This is a genomic window from Bacillus sp. AC266, assembly GCF_979253805.1.
The window spans coordinates 85,841-103,979 of record NZ_CEEDEC010000007.1 but is presented as its reverse complement, the minus strand read 5'-3'; the positions used below and the strand labels follow the sequence as shown (position 1 = coordinate 103,979).

Here is an 18,139-nt window from a genome sequence, read left to right as displayed (position 1 = left end):
AAATTAAGCATGAAAGATTGGCATAAAAGTGTAGTCTATCAAATTTATCCGAAGAGCTTTAATAGTTACTATAATAAAGAAACCGGTGATATAAAGGGAGTTACAGAGAAATTAGATTATTTAAAGGAACTTGGAGTGGATTATATTTGGTTAACACCGATATACCGATCACCACAAAATGACAATGGATACGATGTAAGTGATTATTACAGCATTGATCCATCTTACGGGACGATGGAAGAGTTTGAAGAGCTTTTAAAAGAAGCGAAAGTACGTGACATTGAAATCATGCTTGATATCGTTGTAAATCATAGTTCAACGGAGCATAAGTGGTTTAAAGAAGCAAAAGAAGATAAGAATAGTCCGTATCGAAATTATTATATTTGGCGTGATGAAAAGAATAATTGGCAGTCTAAATTTGGAGGATCTGCTTGGAAATATGATGAGAAAACAGAGCAATATTTTTTACATCTATTTGATGAGACGCAAGCTGATTTAAACTGGGAAAATGAAAAGCTTCGTGAAGAAGTGTACGATATGATGCGCTTTTGGTTGGAGAAAGGTGTAAAAGGATTCCGCCTTGATGTTATTAACTTAATTTCAAAAGATCAAAGATTTTTAAGTGATGAAGGCACCACTGCTACAAGTGATGGGCGTAAATATTACACAGATGGTCCACGCGTCCATGAATATTTACAAGAGATGAGCCAAAATGTTTTTGAAGGGAAAGATGTAATTACAGTTGGAGAAATGTCATCTACGACAATTGATAATTGTATTAAATATTCGAATCCTGAGCGCAATGAACTAAGCATGACGTTTAGTTTCCATCATTTAAAAGTAGATTATCCGAATGGTGATAAGTGGACGAAAGCTGATTTTGATTTCATTAAATTAAAAGAAATTATGTCTAATTGGCAAATTGAAATGCAAAAGGGCGGAGGATGGAATGCGTTATTTTGGTGTAATCATGACCAGCCTCGTATCGTTTCACGGTTTGGTGATGATGAGAAGTACCGAAATGAATCTGCGAAAATGTTAGCGACAGCTATGCATATGTTGCAAGGAACGCCTTACATTTACCAAGGTGAAGAAATCGGTATGACGAATCCTAAATTCGAGTCCATCGAGCAATATCGTGATGTAGAATCGTTAAATATATATGATATAAAGCTAGAAGAAGGATTATCAAAAAAAGAGATTATCGGGATTTTAAAACAAAAATCTCGTGACAATTCCCGTACTCCGATGCAGTGGAATGAAGAGGCGAATAGTGGTTTTACAACGAGTACACCTTGGATTTCTGTGGCTGAAAACTTTAAAGAAATAAACGTAGAGAAGGCATTAGAAGATAGAGAATCTGTATTTTATCATTATAAAAAGCTAATTGAACTTAGAAAAAAATACGATGTCCTTACAGAAGGGAAATATGCTATTTTAGATGGAAATCATCCTAGCATTTGGGCGTATACACGTACTGTAAATAATGAAGTATTACTTGTTATCAATAACTTCTACGGAGAAGAAATAACGTATTCTGTACCAGTTCATGTTCAATTGGATGGTATGAAACAAGAAGTATTATTATCAAATTACAAAGATTCAAGTAAAGATATTACCAATCTTAACTTAAGACCGTATGAGTCAATTGTATATCGTTATATGAAATAAAAGGTTGGATGCCGGCGGGCGTCCAACCTTTTTATTTTAAGACGCCACTATATAAAATCTTTACTTCTACTTCCGGTTTAAATTTTACCTTTGCATAATCTTTATTCCAATTCTTTTTCTTCCATAACTCTGGATGATAAGCGATAAGATTTCTACCTATACCGAAAGCGTCACAATTTGCTTTTTGTAGCTTTTTCGTTATTTGTTTTGCTTCTTTTGTGAGCTGCTTAGATAATTCTTTGTTTAGTTTTTTTCTTTCTCCCATTTTATAAAGATTATCTCTCGGTGCTTCAAGAGCGATTACTTGTAGCTTTAGTTTTAGATGAGCGTAAACATTTCCTTTTTTGTCAGTCGTTATATTCAAGTCTCTTTTTAGTTTCCGATTGCTCACTTCCATTGTTAAATAATCAGATGTCTTCTCAGACTCATCACTAGTAAGTTTTTGGGTTATACGGGCACTTGTTCCCATTTTTCCGGTTAATAACACGAATAGAACAGATTGTTTCAAAGGTAAATGCCCAGTTAATTTATCGTTGTTAAATAAAGCTAACCCGTTTGTAATTACTTCTTTTCCTTTTATTTTTATAGAAGGGAGAGTAAAGTCTTTACCGGGATCTAACATTTTTGTAGCGCCTGTTTCTAAAGTTTCTTTTGGAAATACACTCATATCTTCTAAGCTTTTCACTTTTTTCTTTAGAAAATCTCCAATTAGTAAATTTCCTACTTTCTTTTTTTCGAGTATCTCGGATGTTTCACCATCTACTGCAATAAGTTTTACTAAAGCAGTTGGGTTTGTTGGATCCCGAAAGCTAACATCTAAATAGGGTAGTATACCTTTTTTTAGAATTTTGGTTCCTAGTAATTGAACACCATATTTGAAATAGCGAATATTCCCAGTCACATTTTTTTTTAGGGCATCGCTTGTATCCCTTATGTTATGCCCGGTTGATGAATGTATTTCATTCTCGAATGAAGATTGCTCTCCGCTTGAACTTTTTACGAGCTCGACTGTTTGCTGGAGTTTATTCTCTTCCGTAATATCAGATCCAATGCTATAAGCTAATCTGGCTTCTCTTAATGGTTCTTGATCCCAACAGCCAGAAAGGAATGAACTAGCACATAATATAAAAAGTAGTTTAACTCTTTTTTTGAACATACTGTTCTCCTTTCTTATTTCTTATTACTGAATAAAGTAGAAATAAAAGAGGGAGAACAACGATGAAAATATAGGTGAACTTATCAGTGAAAGTTGAAATTACTTTTAATTCTTCAGGTGTATCTATAAATAAGGCTACACTAAAAGCAATAATACCAACGATTGGAACGGCCTTTTTATGATTAGCAAGGTTGAATATATGTCCAATTCCTATTGAGGCAGCACAGTAATAACTAGCAATAGAAGCGACAACTGTTATCATCCATATTGGTATGAATAGTAAATCAGTTCGGTCTATAATCCCGATATGCAAGGAGCGTAATAAGTAAGCAACTGGCTCTGGAATAAGTTCAACTTGTTTTGGACTGAATACGATAAAGCAAATCCAAACAGTAAAAGTATAAAAAAGCGTTACAAATCCATTAGCGATAGAAATGGCCTTCAGTTTTGCCACAGAACTGCCATTTACTTTTGGAAAAGCGATAAGAATAATTTCAAAACCATACATGGCTGTAATTGTTTCCTTGGATGCTTGAATTATATTCCACCATCCGGCTTCTGTAAGTGGAAAAATATAAGAAAAATCAGCTCGTGTGAGCCCAAGTGCAATTAAAAGTGCCATTGGGATAATAAGAATAGAAGCCATGACATAAAATCGTACAATCACTTTAAATGTATTATAGGCTACGTAGCAACAAGCTATTGTAAATAGTATGAGAATTGCAGACCAAGGGGTGGCTTGTAAGACCCATACTTTAATGACATTACAAGCATTTAACATAACCGTCATACCGATAAGGGTAAAATAAAAAACATAAGCAAAACCTAGTAGTTTTCCAAACTTATTACCAAATAGCATACAAACACTTTCATACATATCAGCATCAGGAAATCGTTTTAAGAAAAGCCACATAAGTAAAATAATAAGTTGAATCGCAAGCCCAGCGATGAGAGCAGAAATCCACCCACCACCTTTCGCTATTGGGTGAAGACGGTTTGGTAGAGAAAGTATACCAACCCCGATTTGGCATTGAATAACGAAAAAGGTAAATTGAACAAGTGAAATTTTACTTTGCGTGTTTGTCACCGTTCTCATCCTCTCTCGTTACATGTTGTCGTTGCATTTTTTTCGGCTTTGGATCATGAGGTCGTTCCCAAAACGACCAAATTGGAAGTCTTACAAAAGAATCTTTCATATCTTTTATTCGCATCGGTGCAATAGGAGAAAGATATGGTGTATGAAATGAATGTAGCTGGCATAAATGAACGAAAGTTATAATTAGACCAAATGATATTCCTACGTACCCGAATATAGCAGCAAGAATCATTAATGGAAAACGAAGAATTCGAACTGCTGAACTCATATCGTTTGATGGAACGAGAAAAGATGAGATTGCAGTTAAAGCTACAACGATAATCATTGTGTAAGAAACGAGTCCGGCTTTTACAATTGCATCACCAATTACTAAACCACCTACAATACCGATTGTTTGTCCAACGCGGCTCGGCAGACGAATACCAGCTTCCCGTAATAATTCGAAAATTAACTCCATTAAGAGAGCTTCAAAAATAGGAGGAAGTGGCACTTTCTCTAATGAAGCTTTAATTGTATACACAAGTTCGAGCGGCAGCACATCAGGATGAAAAGCGACAGTTGCAATATATAAAGCTGGTAAGAGAAAGGCAATTAAAAAACTTACTAAACGAATCATTCGGACGAAAGAACCGACAATCCAGCGGTTATTATAATCATCTGGCGATTGATAGAAAGCGAATAACGTAACAGGTACGATGAGCGCTGTTGGATCTCCGTCAGATAAAATAGCAACTCGTCCCTCCATTAAATTAGCAACAGTTCTATCTGGACGCTCTGTATTTAATTGTTGTGGAAATGGTGAGAAAGACGTGTCTTCTATAAATTCTTGTATGTATCCTGGTGGCATTAGTGCATCGGTCTTAATCGTTTCTAATCTTCTTTTTACTTCTGTGACGAGATCATCATTAGCTATATTTTGCATATAAACAATTGCTACTTTCGTGTGCATCTCTTCACCAAGGATAAAATATTTAACGACTAAATTTGGACTCTTAATTAGTTTCCGTACGGAGGCTAAATTAGTAGCTAAATCTTCTACAAAACCAGAATGTGGTCCGCGTACAACACCTTCATTGTCAGGCTCTTTTATATCCCTTTTTAAAGATAAAGCTGTTTCAAAAGTACAAAAGCTTTCGACATGTTCATGGAAATACAATGATTTACCCTGTAATAAAAGTTGCACACCATAATTTAAATTTGTTTCTTTTTTCATATTCAATGTAGAAAAAGCTTTTTCTAAAGACAAATCAGATCGAGTTAATAATGGTTCAAGAGCTAATTGATGAATTAAATTTGGGTCTGCTAAAGATTCGATATATAAGATTGTTCCTTTTCCATTTTGAAAAGGAACATCTAATTTTTTTATATCATCAGAATGGCAGAGCTTATTTTCAATGTAATTAATATTTTCCGGAAGTGATGGAAACATATGCTTTTGGTTCTTGCTTTCTTGCTGTTCTTCGTGTTGTGTCATAAATTCCACCTCTTTTAGAATAAAATTCCTTCTGTTAATTTTTGTTTTTTATAAGGAATTTATGCTTGGATTATTTGAAAAAGTAGCTTGAAAGTTCTGTTACGTTATCTTCTATACTTAAAGAAAATGAAAATTAGGGGAATCGAAAGAAAGCGTATAGTTAGATTGGCGATATTAATATATATCTTTTGTACTATAGGAGGGTAAGCCTAGCTGTATGCATAATTACATCATTCGATGAATAGGAAATTTAAGAAAAGCGATTTATACTACAAGTATTGTGTCTTGCCTTTTTAGGTGTAGTACACAGCCGGTGATTGGCTAGTGGAGGTTCTTCCATTTTGCCAGTGCCGGTTTTTTATTGGATAATAGAGAAAATGAAGTTTAATAAAGAAAGAAGGGGTTGTTTTGAAAGAAGTAAATTCTATCTTTATGAGAGAAAAGATTGCTAGTTTTTATCTTTATTTTATTTCTTTTCTTGGTTTGATTACTATAACTATATCTTTACTTGAAATTAAAATCCCTTCTCATCCAACAATACTAATATTGTTATTAATATTTATGGGGATTGCAGAGTATTTTCCTGTACGATTTTGGAGAGGAACTAGCTCGCTTACCTTTCCGATAATTTACGCTATGAGTTGGCAGTTTGGAATCCATATAACTATTATTGCTATTGTACTCGTAACGCTAATTATTCACCTGCATCGTCGTTCACCGATACAAAGAATGTTATTTAATAGTACTCAGCATGCGCTTAGTTTGATCTTGGCCGAATGGTTTTCAAATAAATGTATGTCTTTATTAATTAACAAGATAGATATGTCAGTTCTATATGAAAATTTAATATCTTTGTTGTTATTTTGCGTGTTTTTTGGTTTCTTCAACAACCGCTTTTACGATTTGTTAATGATAATTCTTCCGCAGCCATATTCAATCTATCAGTGGTATAAAAAAACTGTAACGGTATTTCTTTGCGAAACTTTTGGTTTCTCTTATGCGGCCCTGATGCATGTATTAATTAGTACATATAGTGTGGAAATAAACGAGATTACAGTACTGTTTTTCTTTTTTCCACTTGTAGCAATTTCAGTTATTAGTTCTTTTTCTGTACGGATAAGGATGGAGAAGGAACGATTATATGAGCTGTTTCTTATTACGACAGAAATTAGTCGTGGACTAACCGGAGGAAACTTGAAACATATTAAACAAGCACTTAAAGGCTTTTTTGGCATACAAGCATATGTAATATGGACAAAAGATGATGGGAACTGGAATCTTCTATTAAAAGATGGGAAAGTTCGTCTTGATATTTCTGATCATTCAGAAATATCAGAGGCGTTTGAGGGAATCTCTAAAAATCTTGTGTTTAATGATTGGAAAAATGGTACGGCTCCTGGAGATGAAATATTTGATAGCATCATACGCTCGCTTGTATATTTTCCTCTTATTGTAAATGATGAACTAGTCGGAATGTTTGTTGCAGGGAAAAGTAGAACTGCGGGTTTTTTTCCGGAAGATGTACAGTCGTTAGCTACGTTTTCAAACCAATTAGCTAACGTAGTTAAAACAAGGATATTGATTTCTGAACAGGAAAAAAGAATGATTTTAGAAGAAAGAAATAGAATCGCACGCGAAATTCACGATGGTATTGCACAAACATTGGCCGGGGTGATATACCAACTAGAATCCGCGCAAAAAAAATACCGTGATAAACCAATAGATATGCAGCAAATAGTAGAGAAAAGTATAAAAGATTTAAGAGGAAGCCTAGGAGAAGTTCGTTATTCTATTTATGCTTTAAAACCATATCCGACACAACAATTAGGGCTTAAGCAGGCGATAGCAAGTAAAATAAAATCTTTAAAACAAGAATATGAACTAGATATTACATATCATGAAAGAGGTCATGCACGTGCGCTTAGCTTTTCAAAAGAAAGAGTTATTTTTGATACATTACAAGAGAGTTTGCAAAACATTGTAAAACATGCACAAGCAGAAAATACTGATGTTTTACTTAGCTATCAAAGTGAGCACGTGCTTTTAAGGGTTAAGGATAATGGAGTTGGCTTTTCACTATTTGAGTCTATGGTTAAAACGAAGAATGAGCCACATTATGGTATATTACATATGAATGAACAAGCTGAACAATTAGGGGCTACTTTACAGATTGATAGTTCTGTAGGGAAAGGGACAGAAATTACACTATTAATTCCAGATTCACAAACAAGGGGTGCGTAAAATGATTAAAATATTAGTAGTGGATGATCATGCTTTTTTACGAGACGCAATTCGGAACATACTAGAGGATGAATCTGATATGAAAGTGGTTGGAGAAGCTAGCTCTGGGGACGGAGTATTGGGAAAAGTAGAAGAATGCAGACCAGATTGTATTTTGATGGATATTAATCTTCCAGGGAAAAATGGGATTGAAGCCACAGAGTTAGTAAAAAAAAATTATCCAAATTGCCGAGTACTTGTGTTTACAATGTATGAGCATGATGAGTACTTAATGGATGCACTCCAAGCTGGTGCTGATGGTTATTTATTGAAGGATTCATCATCGGAGCAGGTAATAGCAGCAATTCGAATGTTATATCGAGGCGATTCAGTTATTCATCCGCGTATGACTAAAAAATTAATTACATATCATCAGCAAAAAATGAAATTAGAATCAAATGAAAATGAACTGACGGAACGTGAAAAGGAAATTCTCTTTGAATTAGTAAAAGGACTTAGTAATAAAGAAATTGCTGAAGCTCTATATATTAGTGATAAAACAGTTAAAATTCACATCAATAAAATTTTTAAAAAACTAAATGTAAAAAGTCGATCGCAAGCGGTGATTTATGCTGTTCGAAATCAATTGGTTCCGTTGGATTAAATAAGAGATGTTTAAAAGAACTATCGTGTTTCTTTATTCTATATTACAAAGAATAAAGGGCAAGGTAGTTCTTTTGTACTATTTGGGCATAGAATCATTAGAAAAAAATTACTCCTTTTGTTCAATATTCAGAAAAATCAAAATGTGAAATAATAAAAATAGAATTATTGCTTAACGCTACTAATAATTCATGTTGTAAATCATTGTAGTTGGAAACAATTTATGGGGGCTTTTATAGAAAGAAGATTAGAAGTGTGGGGATGGCGGTAGTAGTGTTGGAGATTCTCGATTATTTTAAATAGATTCAAGGTTGATAGAATTGCCAATGCTAAATAGGAGCTCAGAGGATTTATTTTAGAAAAATAAATTTAATAATAAGGAGATGCGCTATGAAGAAGGGGAAATTCGGAAAAATACTTATTGGAACGCTAACTGTTGGTATGTTAATGTCTCAAGGAATTCCATATAACGTATTGGCAGAAGAGGTAAATACAACTACTTTAACTGGGATTGATGATGCAAACGCTATATTGAAAGGTCTTACAAAGGAACAACGTAATGCCTTAAAAACGTTAAATACAAAACCAGGTTTTGTTATTTCACCAGGCATCAATACAGCAAGTCCTGATAATGTGAATGTGATTGTAGAGTTTAAGCAAGCACCTAGCAAAATCGAGATGTTAAAACAAGCAGCTAAAGGGAAAAAAATAGCTCTTTCAACTGCGGAACAAAAGGTAGAAGCATCTCATAAAGAATTTAAATCAGAGTTTGAACAGCTTCAAAAGAATAAAGATAAAGGGACGAATTTTAAATCTGCCAAAATAACAAGAGAATATAAGAATGCTTTTAATGGTGTAGCGATTTCGTTACCTGCGAATATGATTGAAGACTTAGTTCGCACTGGTATTGTTAAGCGCGTATGGGAAGATAGTGAGGTCAAAATTGATTTGCCGAAAGAAACAGCTAAGACTGCTGCTGAACCCAAAATGGCAGATAGTGTACCGCAAATTGGTGTGGACAAGCTGCATGATGAAAAAATAACAGGTAAAGGAATTAAGGTAGGTGTACTGGACACAGGTATTGATTACAACCACCCGGATTTGAAAGATGCATATAAAGGATATCGTGCAAAGCAAGGTGAAGATCCAAGCAAAATAGATCCGAACTCAATAAAAGGATGGGACTTTGTTAATAATGATGCTGATCCAATGGAGACAACGTATAAGGATTGGCAAAATTCTGGAGGATATCCTGAAATTTATGATGGAAGTGCATATTATACATCCCATGGCACTCATGTAGCTGGGACAATTGCTGCAGACAAAAAGAATAATGTGGATTATGCGGTTAAGGGAGTCGCTCCAGATGTAGATTTATATTCATATCGTGTATTAGGACCATATGGAAGTGGACAAACAAGCGGTATTCTTGCTGCGATTGATAAAGCAGTGAAAGACGATATGGATGTTATCAATTTATCATTAGGTGCAGCTATTAATGATCCTTTATATCCAACTTCTGTGGCAGTGAACAATGCCATGTTAGCTGGTGTTGTTACAGTAGTAGCGGCAGGTAATAGTGGTCCTGGAGAAGGTACTATTGGATCACCTAGTGCGGCGGCACTTCCAATTACAGTTGGAGCAAGTGACGCTGCGATGTCTATCCCGACATTTTCTGCCGATGCAGGTGATTTACATGTCGATAAGATGATGCTACTTGGAAAGAGCTTTACTGATAAGCTTGAAGACTTAAAAGGTCAATCCTTATCGGTTGTATATGCAGGACTTGGGAAATTAGATGATTTTAAGGGGAAAGACGTAAAAGGAAAATTAGCGCTCATCCAACGCGGTGAGATTACATTTGATGAAAAGATTAAGAATGCGAAAGAAGCAGGTGCAAAGGCCGTAATTGTATATAACAATGTTGATGGTGAAATCACAAGTTATCTTGGAGAAAGTACGTCATCTATTCCATCGTTCCGCTTAGCGAAAGTAGATGGTGAGAAATTACAAGTAAAAGCTGCACAAGGAGATGTGTCTTTAGCGTTTGGAGAAATTAGTAATATAAAAACAGAGGGAGATCATTTAGCCGATTTTAGCTCTCGTGGTCCTGCAACTAAAACAGATGATATTAAGCCGGACATTGTAGCGCCAGGTGTGTCTATTTTCTCTACTGTTCCTGAATATATTAACGATCCAAAGGATGGAGAAAATTATCCGGTAGCGTATGGACGTATGTCAGGTACATCTATGGCAACTCCTCATACAGCGGGGGTGGCAGCACTCATTTTGCAAGAACATCCAAACTATAGTCCGTTTGAAGTAAAAGAAGCGCTTATGAATACTGCAGTTGACTTAAAAGAAGAGCGCTCTGTATTTGAGGTGGGATCAGGCCGAATTGATGCGTATCGTGCAGTTCATGCAGACGCATCTATCGAGGTTATCGATAAAACATCAAACGTTGTAAATGATGAAGAAGTAGAAATCGAAGAAAAAACAGGTTCAATTGCATTCGGGTATAAAAACCAATTAGGAAATGGACCAATTAAAGATAGTCGAAAAGTCTTAATTAAGAACAACAGTAAAACAGATGGAAAAGAGTTCAAATTAGAAGTAGAGTTTTCAACAACAAGTGTAGGTGTGCAGGATGCAGTAAAGAATGGTGTGAAGCTGAACGTACAAGATTCTATTAAAGTGGCTTCTGGTACATCAGGGGAAATTAGCCCTGAAATTATCATTCCAGAAAACGCAGAATTCGGTAGGTATGAGGGGTATATTCATATTTCAAATAAAAACAATGAAAAAGAAGTATATCAAGTACCGTTTGCAGTTAAATTCACAGAAAAAGGGATTGAGTCTGTAGATTTGCTGAGAGACGCAATGGCAACAGATGCATCAAAATTCCATCCATTTATGGAAAGACCAAGTTCGCCGTTGGCATTTAAATTGAATAGCCCTCTTGAAACTATTGATGCGGTTGTGAAGGATCGAAAAACAGGAAAGGCATTAGGAATCGTTGGTACACTTAATGCAAGTAGTCTAACACCGAATGTTGAATATATGATGTTTTCTGGTATGGGAGGATATGTATTTCCGTTCACAGGAGATCCTGCCCATCCAATTGGGGATAAACCTGTTATGTTGCCTGATGGAGATTACGAATTGAACTTCGTTGGATATGATAAAGAAGGGAAATCTTATACAAAAGGCGATAGCATTATCATTGATAATGTCATACCTGAAATGAAATTTACGGATGTACAACCTGGTATTCATGAAGTAAATGATTCTATGTTCAAAGAAGAAGATGGCCAGCGGGCATTATGGGTGCATGGTAATGTTTATGATTCTACAGTGGATGCATTAAAGGCAAAAGGCCTGCAGTATGACCAAAAAGCTAATCAAATTGTATATTATCAGAACTCGGCCTTTCCATCAGGTTGGCTGAATACAATTCAGGCCAATGGTGACTTTAAATTTGGAGTACTTCCAGAAGAAATAAATGAACCGTTAAATTTAAAATTATTTGGATATGACCTCGCAACTGCAGGGAATATGGCAACTGGATATAAAGATTACGTCTTTGTAAAAGAAGGGACAGAATACGCTGTTCCAAGTTATGACAAAGATAAAATAAAATTAGGAGAAAAAATTACGTTAACTTTAAATCTCAATAATGTAAAACAACTTATGTCAGGTACATTTGAAATTCCTTATTACAAGCAGCTATTTAAATTTACAGATGTGAAACCCAATCCAGCACTTACGGAATATGTAAAACAACATGGACTGAACCTTAAATTAGAAGATCCGAAGATAAGTGAAGAAGGATCTTGGGAAAACAAGGTGAAAGTTGGCGCATCATTGGAAGGAAAAGAATTTAAAGGATTAGATGGAGATACACCATTTTTAGATGTTACATTCGAAATGACTAGCGATGAATATTTTAATGATTTAATTGCATTTGGAGCGGATAAGTTTTCTTATACAAAAGCTGGTGCATCAGACGGCATTGAGATTCCTGTGTTTAAAGATAAGTCTTTTGCTATTGTTTCGAAACATTCAACAGTTACAGGATATATTGGTCCGGAAGCTTTCTTGAATGAAGAGGGGTATTTAGGTAAGAATGATTACACAAAACTAGGAGCAAAAGTGTACGCAGTTGGCAAGGATGGAAAGAAATATACAGGAACGATTAATGATAATGGGCAATTTGAAATTCATAGTGTTCCTGTAAGCGATAAAGAATATGATATTTTCGTAGAAATGCCGGGTCATTTAAATAGTAAATTAACTACAAAAATAGGGAAAATGCAAGATGGAGAATTAGTGGGACAAAACTTTAGAGCCGATATGGATGACAACCTTGCAGGTGATGTAAACGGCGATAAAATGGTGGATATTCAAGATGCTAGAATAGCAGCTCTTTCATATGAAAAAGGAAAAGTGGCTACAAAAGATGGAGATGTCAATCAAGATGGTGTTGTAAATGAAACAGATATTCGTTTTATCGAGAAGAATTTCTTGAAAAAGGGTCGAGATGCTAAAGAAAATCAGAAGCCGAAAGAAAATGTAGGGCCAGTGACGTTAGATAAAATCTTACGCTCTATTGGTTTAGAACCAAAAAAATAAGTGGACAAACTTCTAGAGTAAATAAAGCAATAGGACAATGAATATAAAATTAAATGAGATTGGCTAACAAATAACCGGTAATGATTTACGGTAACATTACTGGTTATTTTAAAGGTAATAATCGCTTGGGTACATGAAGTAACTAGTTTAAAGTTAGTTCGCTTTCGTTGTGGGACAAGGTAGTTGCTTAATTATTATTGTTTGTGGGATGGAAATAAGGTTTGTAGTTTAAACTTTAAAAATAGGGGGACTTGTGAAATGAGTATTAAGAAAAAACTTGGTATGGGTGTTGTAACTGCAGCGCTTGGCTTATCTTTAATTAGCGGGGGAACATATGCGTATTTTAGTGATAAGGAAGTATCACAAAACACGTTTGCAGCGGGTACTTTAGATTTGAGTGTTAATCCTGAAGTTGTTATTAATGTCGACAATATTAAACCAGGTGATGAAATGGAACGTGGTTTTCAATTAGTAAACAAAGGAACCTTAGCAATAGGGGATGTGAAACTTCTGACAGATTACAGTGTAATCGATGCTAAAGGAGATAATGGAAATGCTGATTTTGGTGATCATATCCGTGTTGATTTCTTGTGGAATTTGGATAAAAATGAGGTTCCAATTTGGTCTACTACATTATCTGAATTAAAGGTAGCTACGCAAAACGGAAGTATTCCTGATCTTGTACAAAAAGGTGTTGTAGACCGAGAAGGAAATGGACTTGCTCCTGGTGATGATGATACTTTCTACGTAATGTTCACATTTGTAGATAACGATGAAGAGCAAAATGTATTTCAAGGAGATTCATTGAAGTTAAATTGGACCTTCAACTCAATGCAGACAAAAGGTGAAGAGAAATAAAGATAAATATTATATATGAGAATGAATTGATGAGGAATTGAAGAATAGAATTTTTAATAGTGTAAAGGTTGATTGAGTGAATCAACCTTTTTTTATTTTGTGAGAAAATTATGCTTAGATTATTTGAAAAAAAGTAGCTTGAAAGTTACGTTACGTCATCTTTTATACTAAAGAAAATAGGATATAGGGGGATGGTGTAGATGACTTTAAAATGTATGTGGGGATGGAAAGAAATTTTATATTTATTTGTTTTCGTATTTCTGATTGTACCAGTAATGATTGAATCTCTTTTTTATGATTATGCTTTAAAAATACTAGGGAACTCATTATATGCTGGAGTATTAATGGGACTTATAATGGCAGTGATATTTACGTTTGTAGTTTATCTTTTTTGCATAAAAAGATATAAACTGTCGTGGAAAGATATTGGAATTCGGAAGCTTTCATGGAAAGATTTATTGTGGACATTTGTAGCGGTTATTTCTTTGATTGTAGTGAGTGTTGGAGTATTAATGATAATGGAAAAACTGGGGATTTCTTTCGAAAATAGTAAAACGGAGACGATCCAAAATGATAAATCAATATATGCGTTCTGTATCGCGGTAATTGGAGCAGCAGTTATATCACCAATCTATGAAGAAATTTTATATCGAGGTGTTTTTTATACGTTTTTTCGTGATAGATATGGCATATTGGGCGGGGTGATTATAAGTTCAATAATATTTACCGTTGTTCATATTCCAACATATAACACATTACCGGTGAATTTTTTAAGCGGTGTAGTATTCGCGTGGTTATATGAAAAAACAAATTCTATTTTATCGGCTATGATTGCACACGCACTATTTAATTTCATAGCAGTACTTCTTACATTTATGTCGAATTAAGAAGATATATAGGAGGGATACAAATGGAAATAGCGGTAGAACGTGTTTTTACGAATGAAATTTTAGCAAGAGCAGCAAAGGCATATCATGTAACGGTGGAAGAAAAGCCACTTGGTGATTTTGAAAATTATATTTTTAAGGCGAAGGGTAAAAATAATGAAGATTACGTATTACGCTTAACTCATTCTTCTCATCGTTCTAAAAAAGAGGTAGAGGCCGAACTAGATTTTTTACGGTATGTTGCGGAGCATGGGGCGAAAGTGGCGGGACCTCTTAATTCAATATCTCAAAATCTTGTAGAAGAAATTGGAGCGGAAGATGGCACTTTCTTTTTCGCGTCTTTATTTACATATGCAAAAGGTGAGCAAGTAAAAGGAGAAGAATCGCCTTATTGGGGAGATGCTTACTTTGAAGCGTGGGGAAAAGCGATTGGACAACTGCACCGCCTTACAATGGATTATCCTAAAACAGACTACCGTGATACGTGGGAAGAGGATGAAAGTAGCATTGTTAATGGATTAGAAGATGAGAAGGTGAAAGGGATTGCCACTGTATTAATGGATGAAATAAAGGCTCTTCCAATTGAAAGAGAAACGTTTGGCCTTATGCATGGCGATATTCATCCAGGTAATTTTCATTATGATGGAAAAGGGCTAACAATCTTTGATTTTGATGACGCTGCCTATAATTACTTCATTCATGATTTGGCAATGGTTCTTTATTACTCTGTTCTTTTTACACCGTGGACTACAGAAGAGAGGAAAGAATTTGCTTGCAAACAGTTACAAGTGTTACGAAAAGGTTATGAATATGAGCACAGACTGGCGGATAGTTGGTATGAATCGTTACCGTTATTTTTGCGTCTACGTGATATTGGTTTATACGGTACGCTTCAAAAGAAGTTTAAAGGGAAAGATATGCCAAAGGATTTTCAAAAGTTATCAGATGAGTTGTATGAAAGAATTATAAAGCAAGAGGCAATAGTGAATATATAATACAGATATAAGGGAACAAAGTATATAAAATAAATATATACTTTGTTTTTTTATACAAAAATATGTTTACTTTATTAAAATAATATTGTTATAGATTCGGTATACACTTATAATTTTATATATATTCTGAATATTCTTTATAAAGGAGGAGGGGGAAAGTTGGAAGCTATCGTAAGTTGGATAAATAATATTGTTTGGAGTCCAGCACTTGTCTATTTATGTTTAGGAGTAGGTCTATATTTTTCCATTCGAACAAGGTTTTTACAAGTAAGACATGTAGGGGAAATGGTGAAGCTTACATTTAAGGGAGAAAAGTCTGATGCGGGTGTTTCTTCGTTCCAAGCTTTAGCACTTTCGTTATCAGGGCGCGTTGGAACCGGAAATATTGCCGGTGTTGCAACGGCTGTTGCCTTTGGTGGTCCAGGCGCTGTATTTTGGATGTGGGCGGTAGCCTTTCTAGGAGCTGGTTCTGCATATGTAGAATCGACGCTTGCACAAATATATAAGACGAAGCATCAAGGGCAATTTCGCGGTGGTCCTGCTTATTACATTGAAAAAGGACTAGGTGTTAAATGGTACGCATTAGTGTTCGTCGCAGCGACAATTCTTGCAACAGGAATGCTGCTTCCAGGTGTTCAAGCGAATAGTATTGCTGTAAGTCTAGAAACAGCTTTTGGTATTAATACTTCTGTATCCGGGGCGGTATTAGTAGCGGCATTAGCACTTATTATTTTTGGTGGAGTTAAGCGAATTGTTAACGTAGCGCAAGTTGTAGTACCGTTTATGGCGCTTGGCTATATTTTAGTAGCTTGTGTAATTGTAGGTATGAATATCGAAAAACTACCAGACGCTTTCATGTTAATTTTAAAAAGTGCATTTGCATTAGAAGCAGCTTTTGGCGGGATTATTGGTTTAGCAATTTCTTGGGGTGTAAAACGTGGTATTTATTCAAACGAAGCAGGGCAAGGAACTGGGGCCCATGCAGCAGCAGCTGCTGAAGTATCGCATCCAGCTAAACAAGGGTTAGTACAAGCATTTTCCGTTTACATTGATACATTATTTGTTTGTTCAGCAACAGCATTTATGATGATTATTACGGGCATGTATAACGTATTTGATGCAAGCGGAAAAAACTTTATCGTCAATAAATTAAATGGTGCACAGCCAGGTCCTGGTTATACACAGGCAGCAGTAGAATCTGTTTTCCCTGGATTTGGAAACGGTTTCGTAGCAATCTCTTTACTATTCTTCGCATTTACAACAATTATGGCTTATTACTACATTGCAGAAACGAATATAGCTTACTTAAATCGTGATAAAGACCGTCCTTGGATGTCTATCGTACTAAAGTTTGTATTCTTAGGAGTTGTATTCTACGGTTGTGTAAAAACAGCAGAAACAGCATGGGCTTTAGGAGATATTGGTGTAGGAATTATGGCATGGGTTAACATTATTGCGATTCTATTATTACAAAAACCGGCATTGATCGCATTAAAGGATTATGAAAAGCAGAAAAAAGAAGGAAAAGATCCAGTGTTCGATCCGCAGAAACTAGGAATTAAAAATGCTGATTTCTGGGAGCATGAATACGGGAAAGACAAGAAAGAAGAAGTATCTTAAGAGAATAGAAATGAAGGAGCAAAGGGAGATCCCTTTGCTCTTTTTTATGGACAAAATGAAGATGAAAGTTATTTTTTTGCCTATTTTTGAATATAAAAAGAATGTACATGCTTTGTTTAGGGGAGGGGGGAGTATGGTGATAGAGTTTTGTAATGTAAATAAATATTATGGTAACTTCCAAGTTTTGAAGAATATTAATATGCAAGTGAAAAAAGGTGAAGTGGTAGTAGTTGTTGGTCCTTCAGGATCAGGAAAAAGTACATTGCTTCGGTGTATAAATCAGTTAGAGGCGATTACTGATGGAGAGTTAATCGTACAAAATACAGACGTACACAATAAAAAAACAGATATGAATGAATTACGCCGAAATATTGGTATGGTCTTCCAGCATTTTTACTTATACCCACATAAAACAGTTCTGCAAAATATTACACTAGCACCAATTAAAGTAAATAAAACTTCAAAAGAAGAAGCAGAAAAAACAGCGATGGTTTATTTAGAGAAAGTAGGAATCCCGGAGAAGGCAGGTGTATATCCTCATCAATTATCCGGAGGTCAACAGCAAAGGGTAGCGATCGCTAGAGGGCTCGCGATGCAACCGAAAATTATGCTATTTGATGAGCCTACGTCCGCTCTTGATCCAGAGATGATCGGAGAGGTGCTTGATGTTATGAAAGCGCTGGCTAAAGAAGGAATGACGATGGTCGTCGTCACACATGAGATGGGATTTGCACGTGAGGTAGCAGATAGAATTTTATTTATGGATGACGGTCAAATTATCGAAGATACAACACCATCACAATTTTTTGCAAATCCTGAACAAGAAAGAGCACGTCTATTTTTAAGCCGGGTATTAAATCATTAAAG

12 protein-coding genes are annotated in these 18,139 nt (G+C 35.3%); 9 read left to right on the top strand and 3 right to left on the bottom strand.

From position 1 onward, the window contains the following. Positions 1-9: 9 nt before the first annotated feature. On the top strand, positions 10-1,671 hold the full coding sequence (gene treC, locus AC0IXC_RS24495) for an alpha,alpha-phosphotrehalase (protein ID WP_193652946.1): 1,662 nt from the start codon (positions 10-12) through the stop codon (positions 1,669-1,671). 31 nt (positions 1,672-1,702) lie between these two features. Here treC and gerKC read toward each other — a convergent pair whose 3' ends face one another. The 3 genes from gerKC to gerKA are packed head-to-tail and all read right to left on the bottom strand — an operon-like array spanning position 1,703 to position 5,397. Next, positions 1,703-2,827, bottom strand: coding sequence for a spore germination protein GerKC (gerKC, locus tag AC0IXC_RS24490; RefSeq protein WP_471653502.1), 1,125 nt, complete (start codon positions 2,825-2,827; stop codon positions 1,703-1,705). Continuing rightward, complete coding sequence (locus AC0IXC_RS24485; RefSeq protein ID WP_341086764.1) at positions 2,808-3,914, bottom strand: GerAB/ArcD/ProY family transporter; 1,107 nt, start codon at positions 3,912-3,914, stop codon at positions 2,808-2,810. The genes gerKC and AC0IXC_RS24485 overlap by 20 nt, the downstream gene beginning before the upstream one ends. Next, a complete protein-coding gene (gene gerKA / locus AC0IXC_RS24480) occupies positions 3,895-5,397 on the bottom strand; it encodes a spore germination protein GerKA (RefSeq protein ID WP_044444478.1) in 1,503 nt (500 codons plus the stop codon). Before gerKA ends, AC0IXC_RS24485 begins: the two co-directional genes overlap by 20 nt. A gap of 408 nt (positions 5,398-5,805) precedes the next feature. Here gerKA and AC0IXC_RS24475 point away from each other — a divergent pair, with 408 nt between their 5' ends. From AC0IXC_RS24475 to AC0IXC_RS24440, 8 genes are all read left to right on the top strand, one after another. Beyond that, a complete protein-coding gene (locus tag AC0IXC_RS24475) occupies positions 5,806-7,638 on the top strand; it encodes a GAF domain-containing sensor histidine kinase (RefSeq protein ID WP_215590693.1) in 1,833 nt (610 codons plus the stop codon). A gap of 1 nt (position 7,639) precedes the next feature. Continuing rightward, a complete protein-coding gene (locus tag AC0IXC_RS24470; protein WP_199634200.1) occupies positions 7,640-8,281 on the top strand; it encodes a response regulator in 642 nt (213 codons plus the stop codon). A gap of 389 nt (positions 8,282-8,670) precedes the next feature. Next, positions 8,671-12,912 carry a S8 family serine peptidase gene (locus tag AC0IXC_RS24465; protein ID WP_215590695.1) on the top strand — a complete coding sequence of 1,414 codons (4,242 nt, stop codon included), beginning with the start codon at positions 8,671-8,673 and terminating at the stop codon, positions 12,910-12,912. Between the two features lie 258 nt (positions 12,913-13,170). Next, positions 13,171-13,770, top strand: coding sequence for a TasA family protein (locus tag AC0IXC_RS24460; RefSeq protein WP_000023369.1), 600 nt, complete (start codon positions 13,171-13,173; stop codon positions 13,768-13,770). Positions 13,771-13,970: 200 nt separating this feature from the next. Then, positions 13,971-14,657, top strand: a complete 687-nt coding sequence (locus AC0IXC_RS24455) for a CPBP family intramembrane glutamic endopeptidase (protein WP_215590696.1) — start codon at positions 13,971-13,973, stop codon at positions 14,655-14,657. A gap of 23 nt (positions 14,658-14,680) precedes the next feature. Further along, positions 14,681-15,652 carry a phosphotransferase enzyme family protein gene (locus AC0IXC_RS24450; protein WP_002029766.1) on the top strand — a complete coding sequence of 324 codons (972 nt, stop codon included), beginning with the start codon at positions 14,681-14,683 and terminating at the stop codon, positions 15,650-15,652. Between the two features lie 159 nt (positions 15,653-15,811). Then, a complete protein-coding gene (locus tag AC0IXC_RS24445) occupies positions 15,812-17,272 on the top strand; it encodes an alanine/glycine:cation symporter family protein (RefSeq protein ID WP_002029764.1) in 1,461 nt (486 codons plus the stop codon). Between the two features lie 10 nt (positions 17,273-17,282). Then, positions 17,283-18,137 carry an amino acid ABC transporter ATP-binding protein gene (locus AC0IXC_RS24440; RefSeq protein WP_350472269.1) on the top strand — a complete coding sequence of 285 codons (855 nt, stop codon included), beginning with the start codon at positions 17,283-17,285 and terminating at the stop codon, positions 18,135-18,137. Positions 18,138-18,139: the final 2 nt, after the last annotated feature.

Coding starts and splice junctions, on each gene's coding strand:
- AC0IXC_RS24470 (WP_199634200.1), top strand. CDS start 7,640: ATGATTAAAATATTAGTAGTGGATGATCATGCTTTTTTACGAGACGCA.
- gerKA (WP_044444478.1), bottom strand. CDS start 5,397: ATGACACAACACGAAGAACAGCAAGAAAGCAAGAACCAAAAGCATATG.
- AC0IXC_RS24460 (WP_000023369.1), top strand. CDS start 13,171: ATGAGTATTAAGAAAAAACTTGGTATGGGTGTTGTAACTGCAGCGCTT.
- treC (WP_193652946.1), top strand. CDS start 10: ATGAAAGATTGGCATAAAAGTGTAGTCTATCAAATTTATCCGAAGAGC.
- AC0IXC_RS24440 (WP_350472269.1), top strand. CDS start 17,283: ATGAAGGAGCAAAGGGAGATCCCTTTGCTCTTTTTTATGGACAAAATG.
- AC0IXC_RS24455 (WP_215590696.1), top strand. CDS start 13,971: ATGACTTTAAAATGTATGTGGGGATGGAAAGAAATTTTATATTTATTT.
- gerKC (WP_471653502.1), bottom strand. CDS start 2,827: ATGTTCAAAAAAAGAGTTAAACTACTTTTTATATTATGTGCTAGTTCA.
- AC0IXC_RS24465 (WP_215590695.1), top strand. CDS start 8,671: ATGAAGAAGGGGAAATTCGGAAAAATACTTATTGGAACGCTAACTGTT.
- AC0IXC_RS24450 (WP_002029766.1), top strand. CDS start 14,681: ATGGAAATAGCGGTAGAACGTGTTTTTACGAATGAAATTTTAGCAAGA.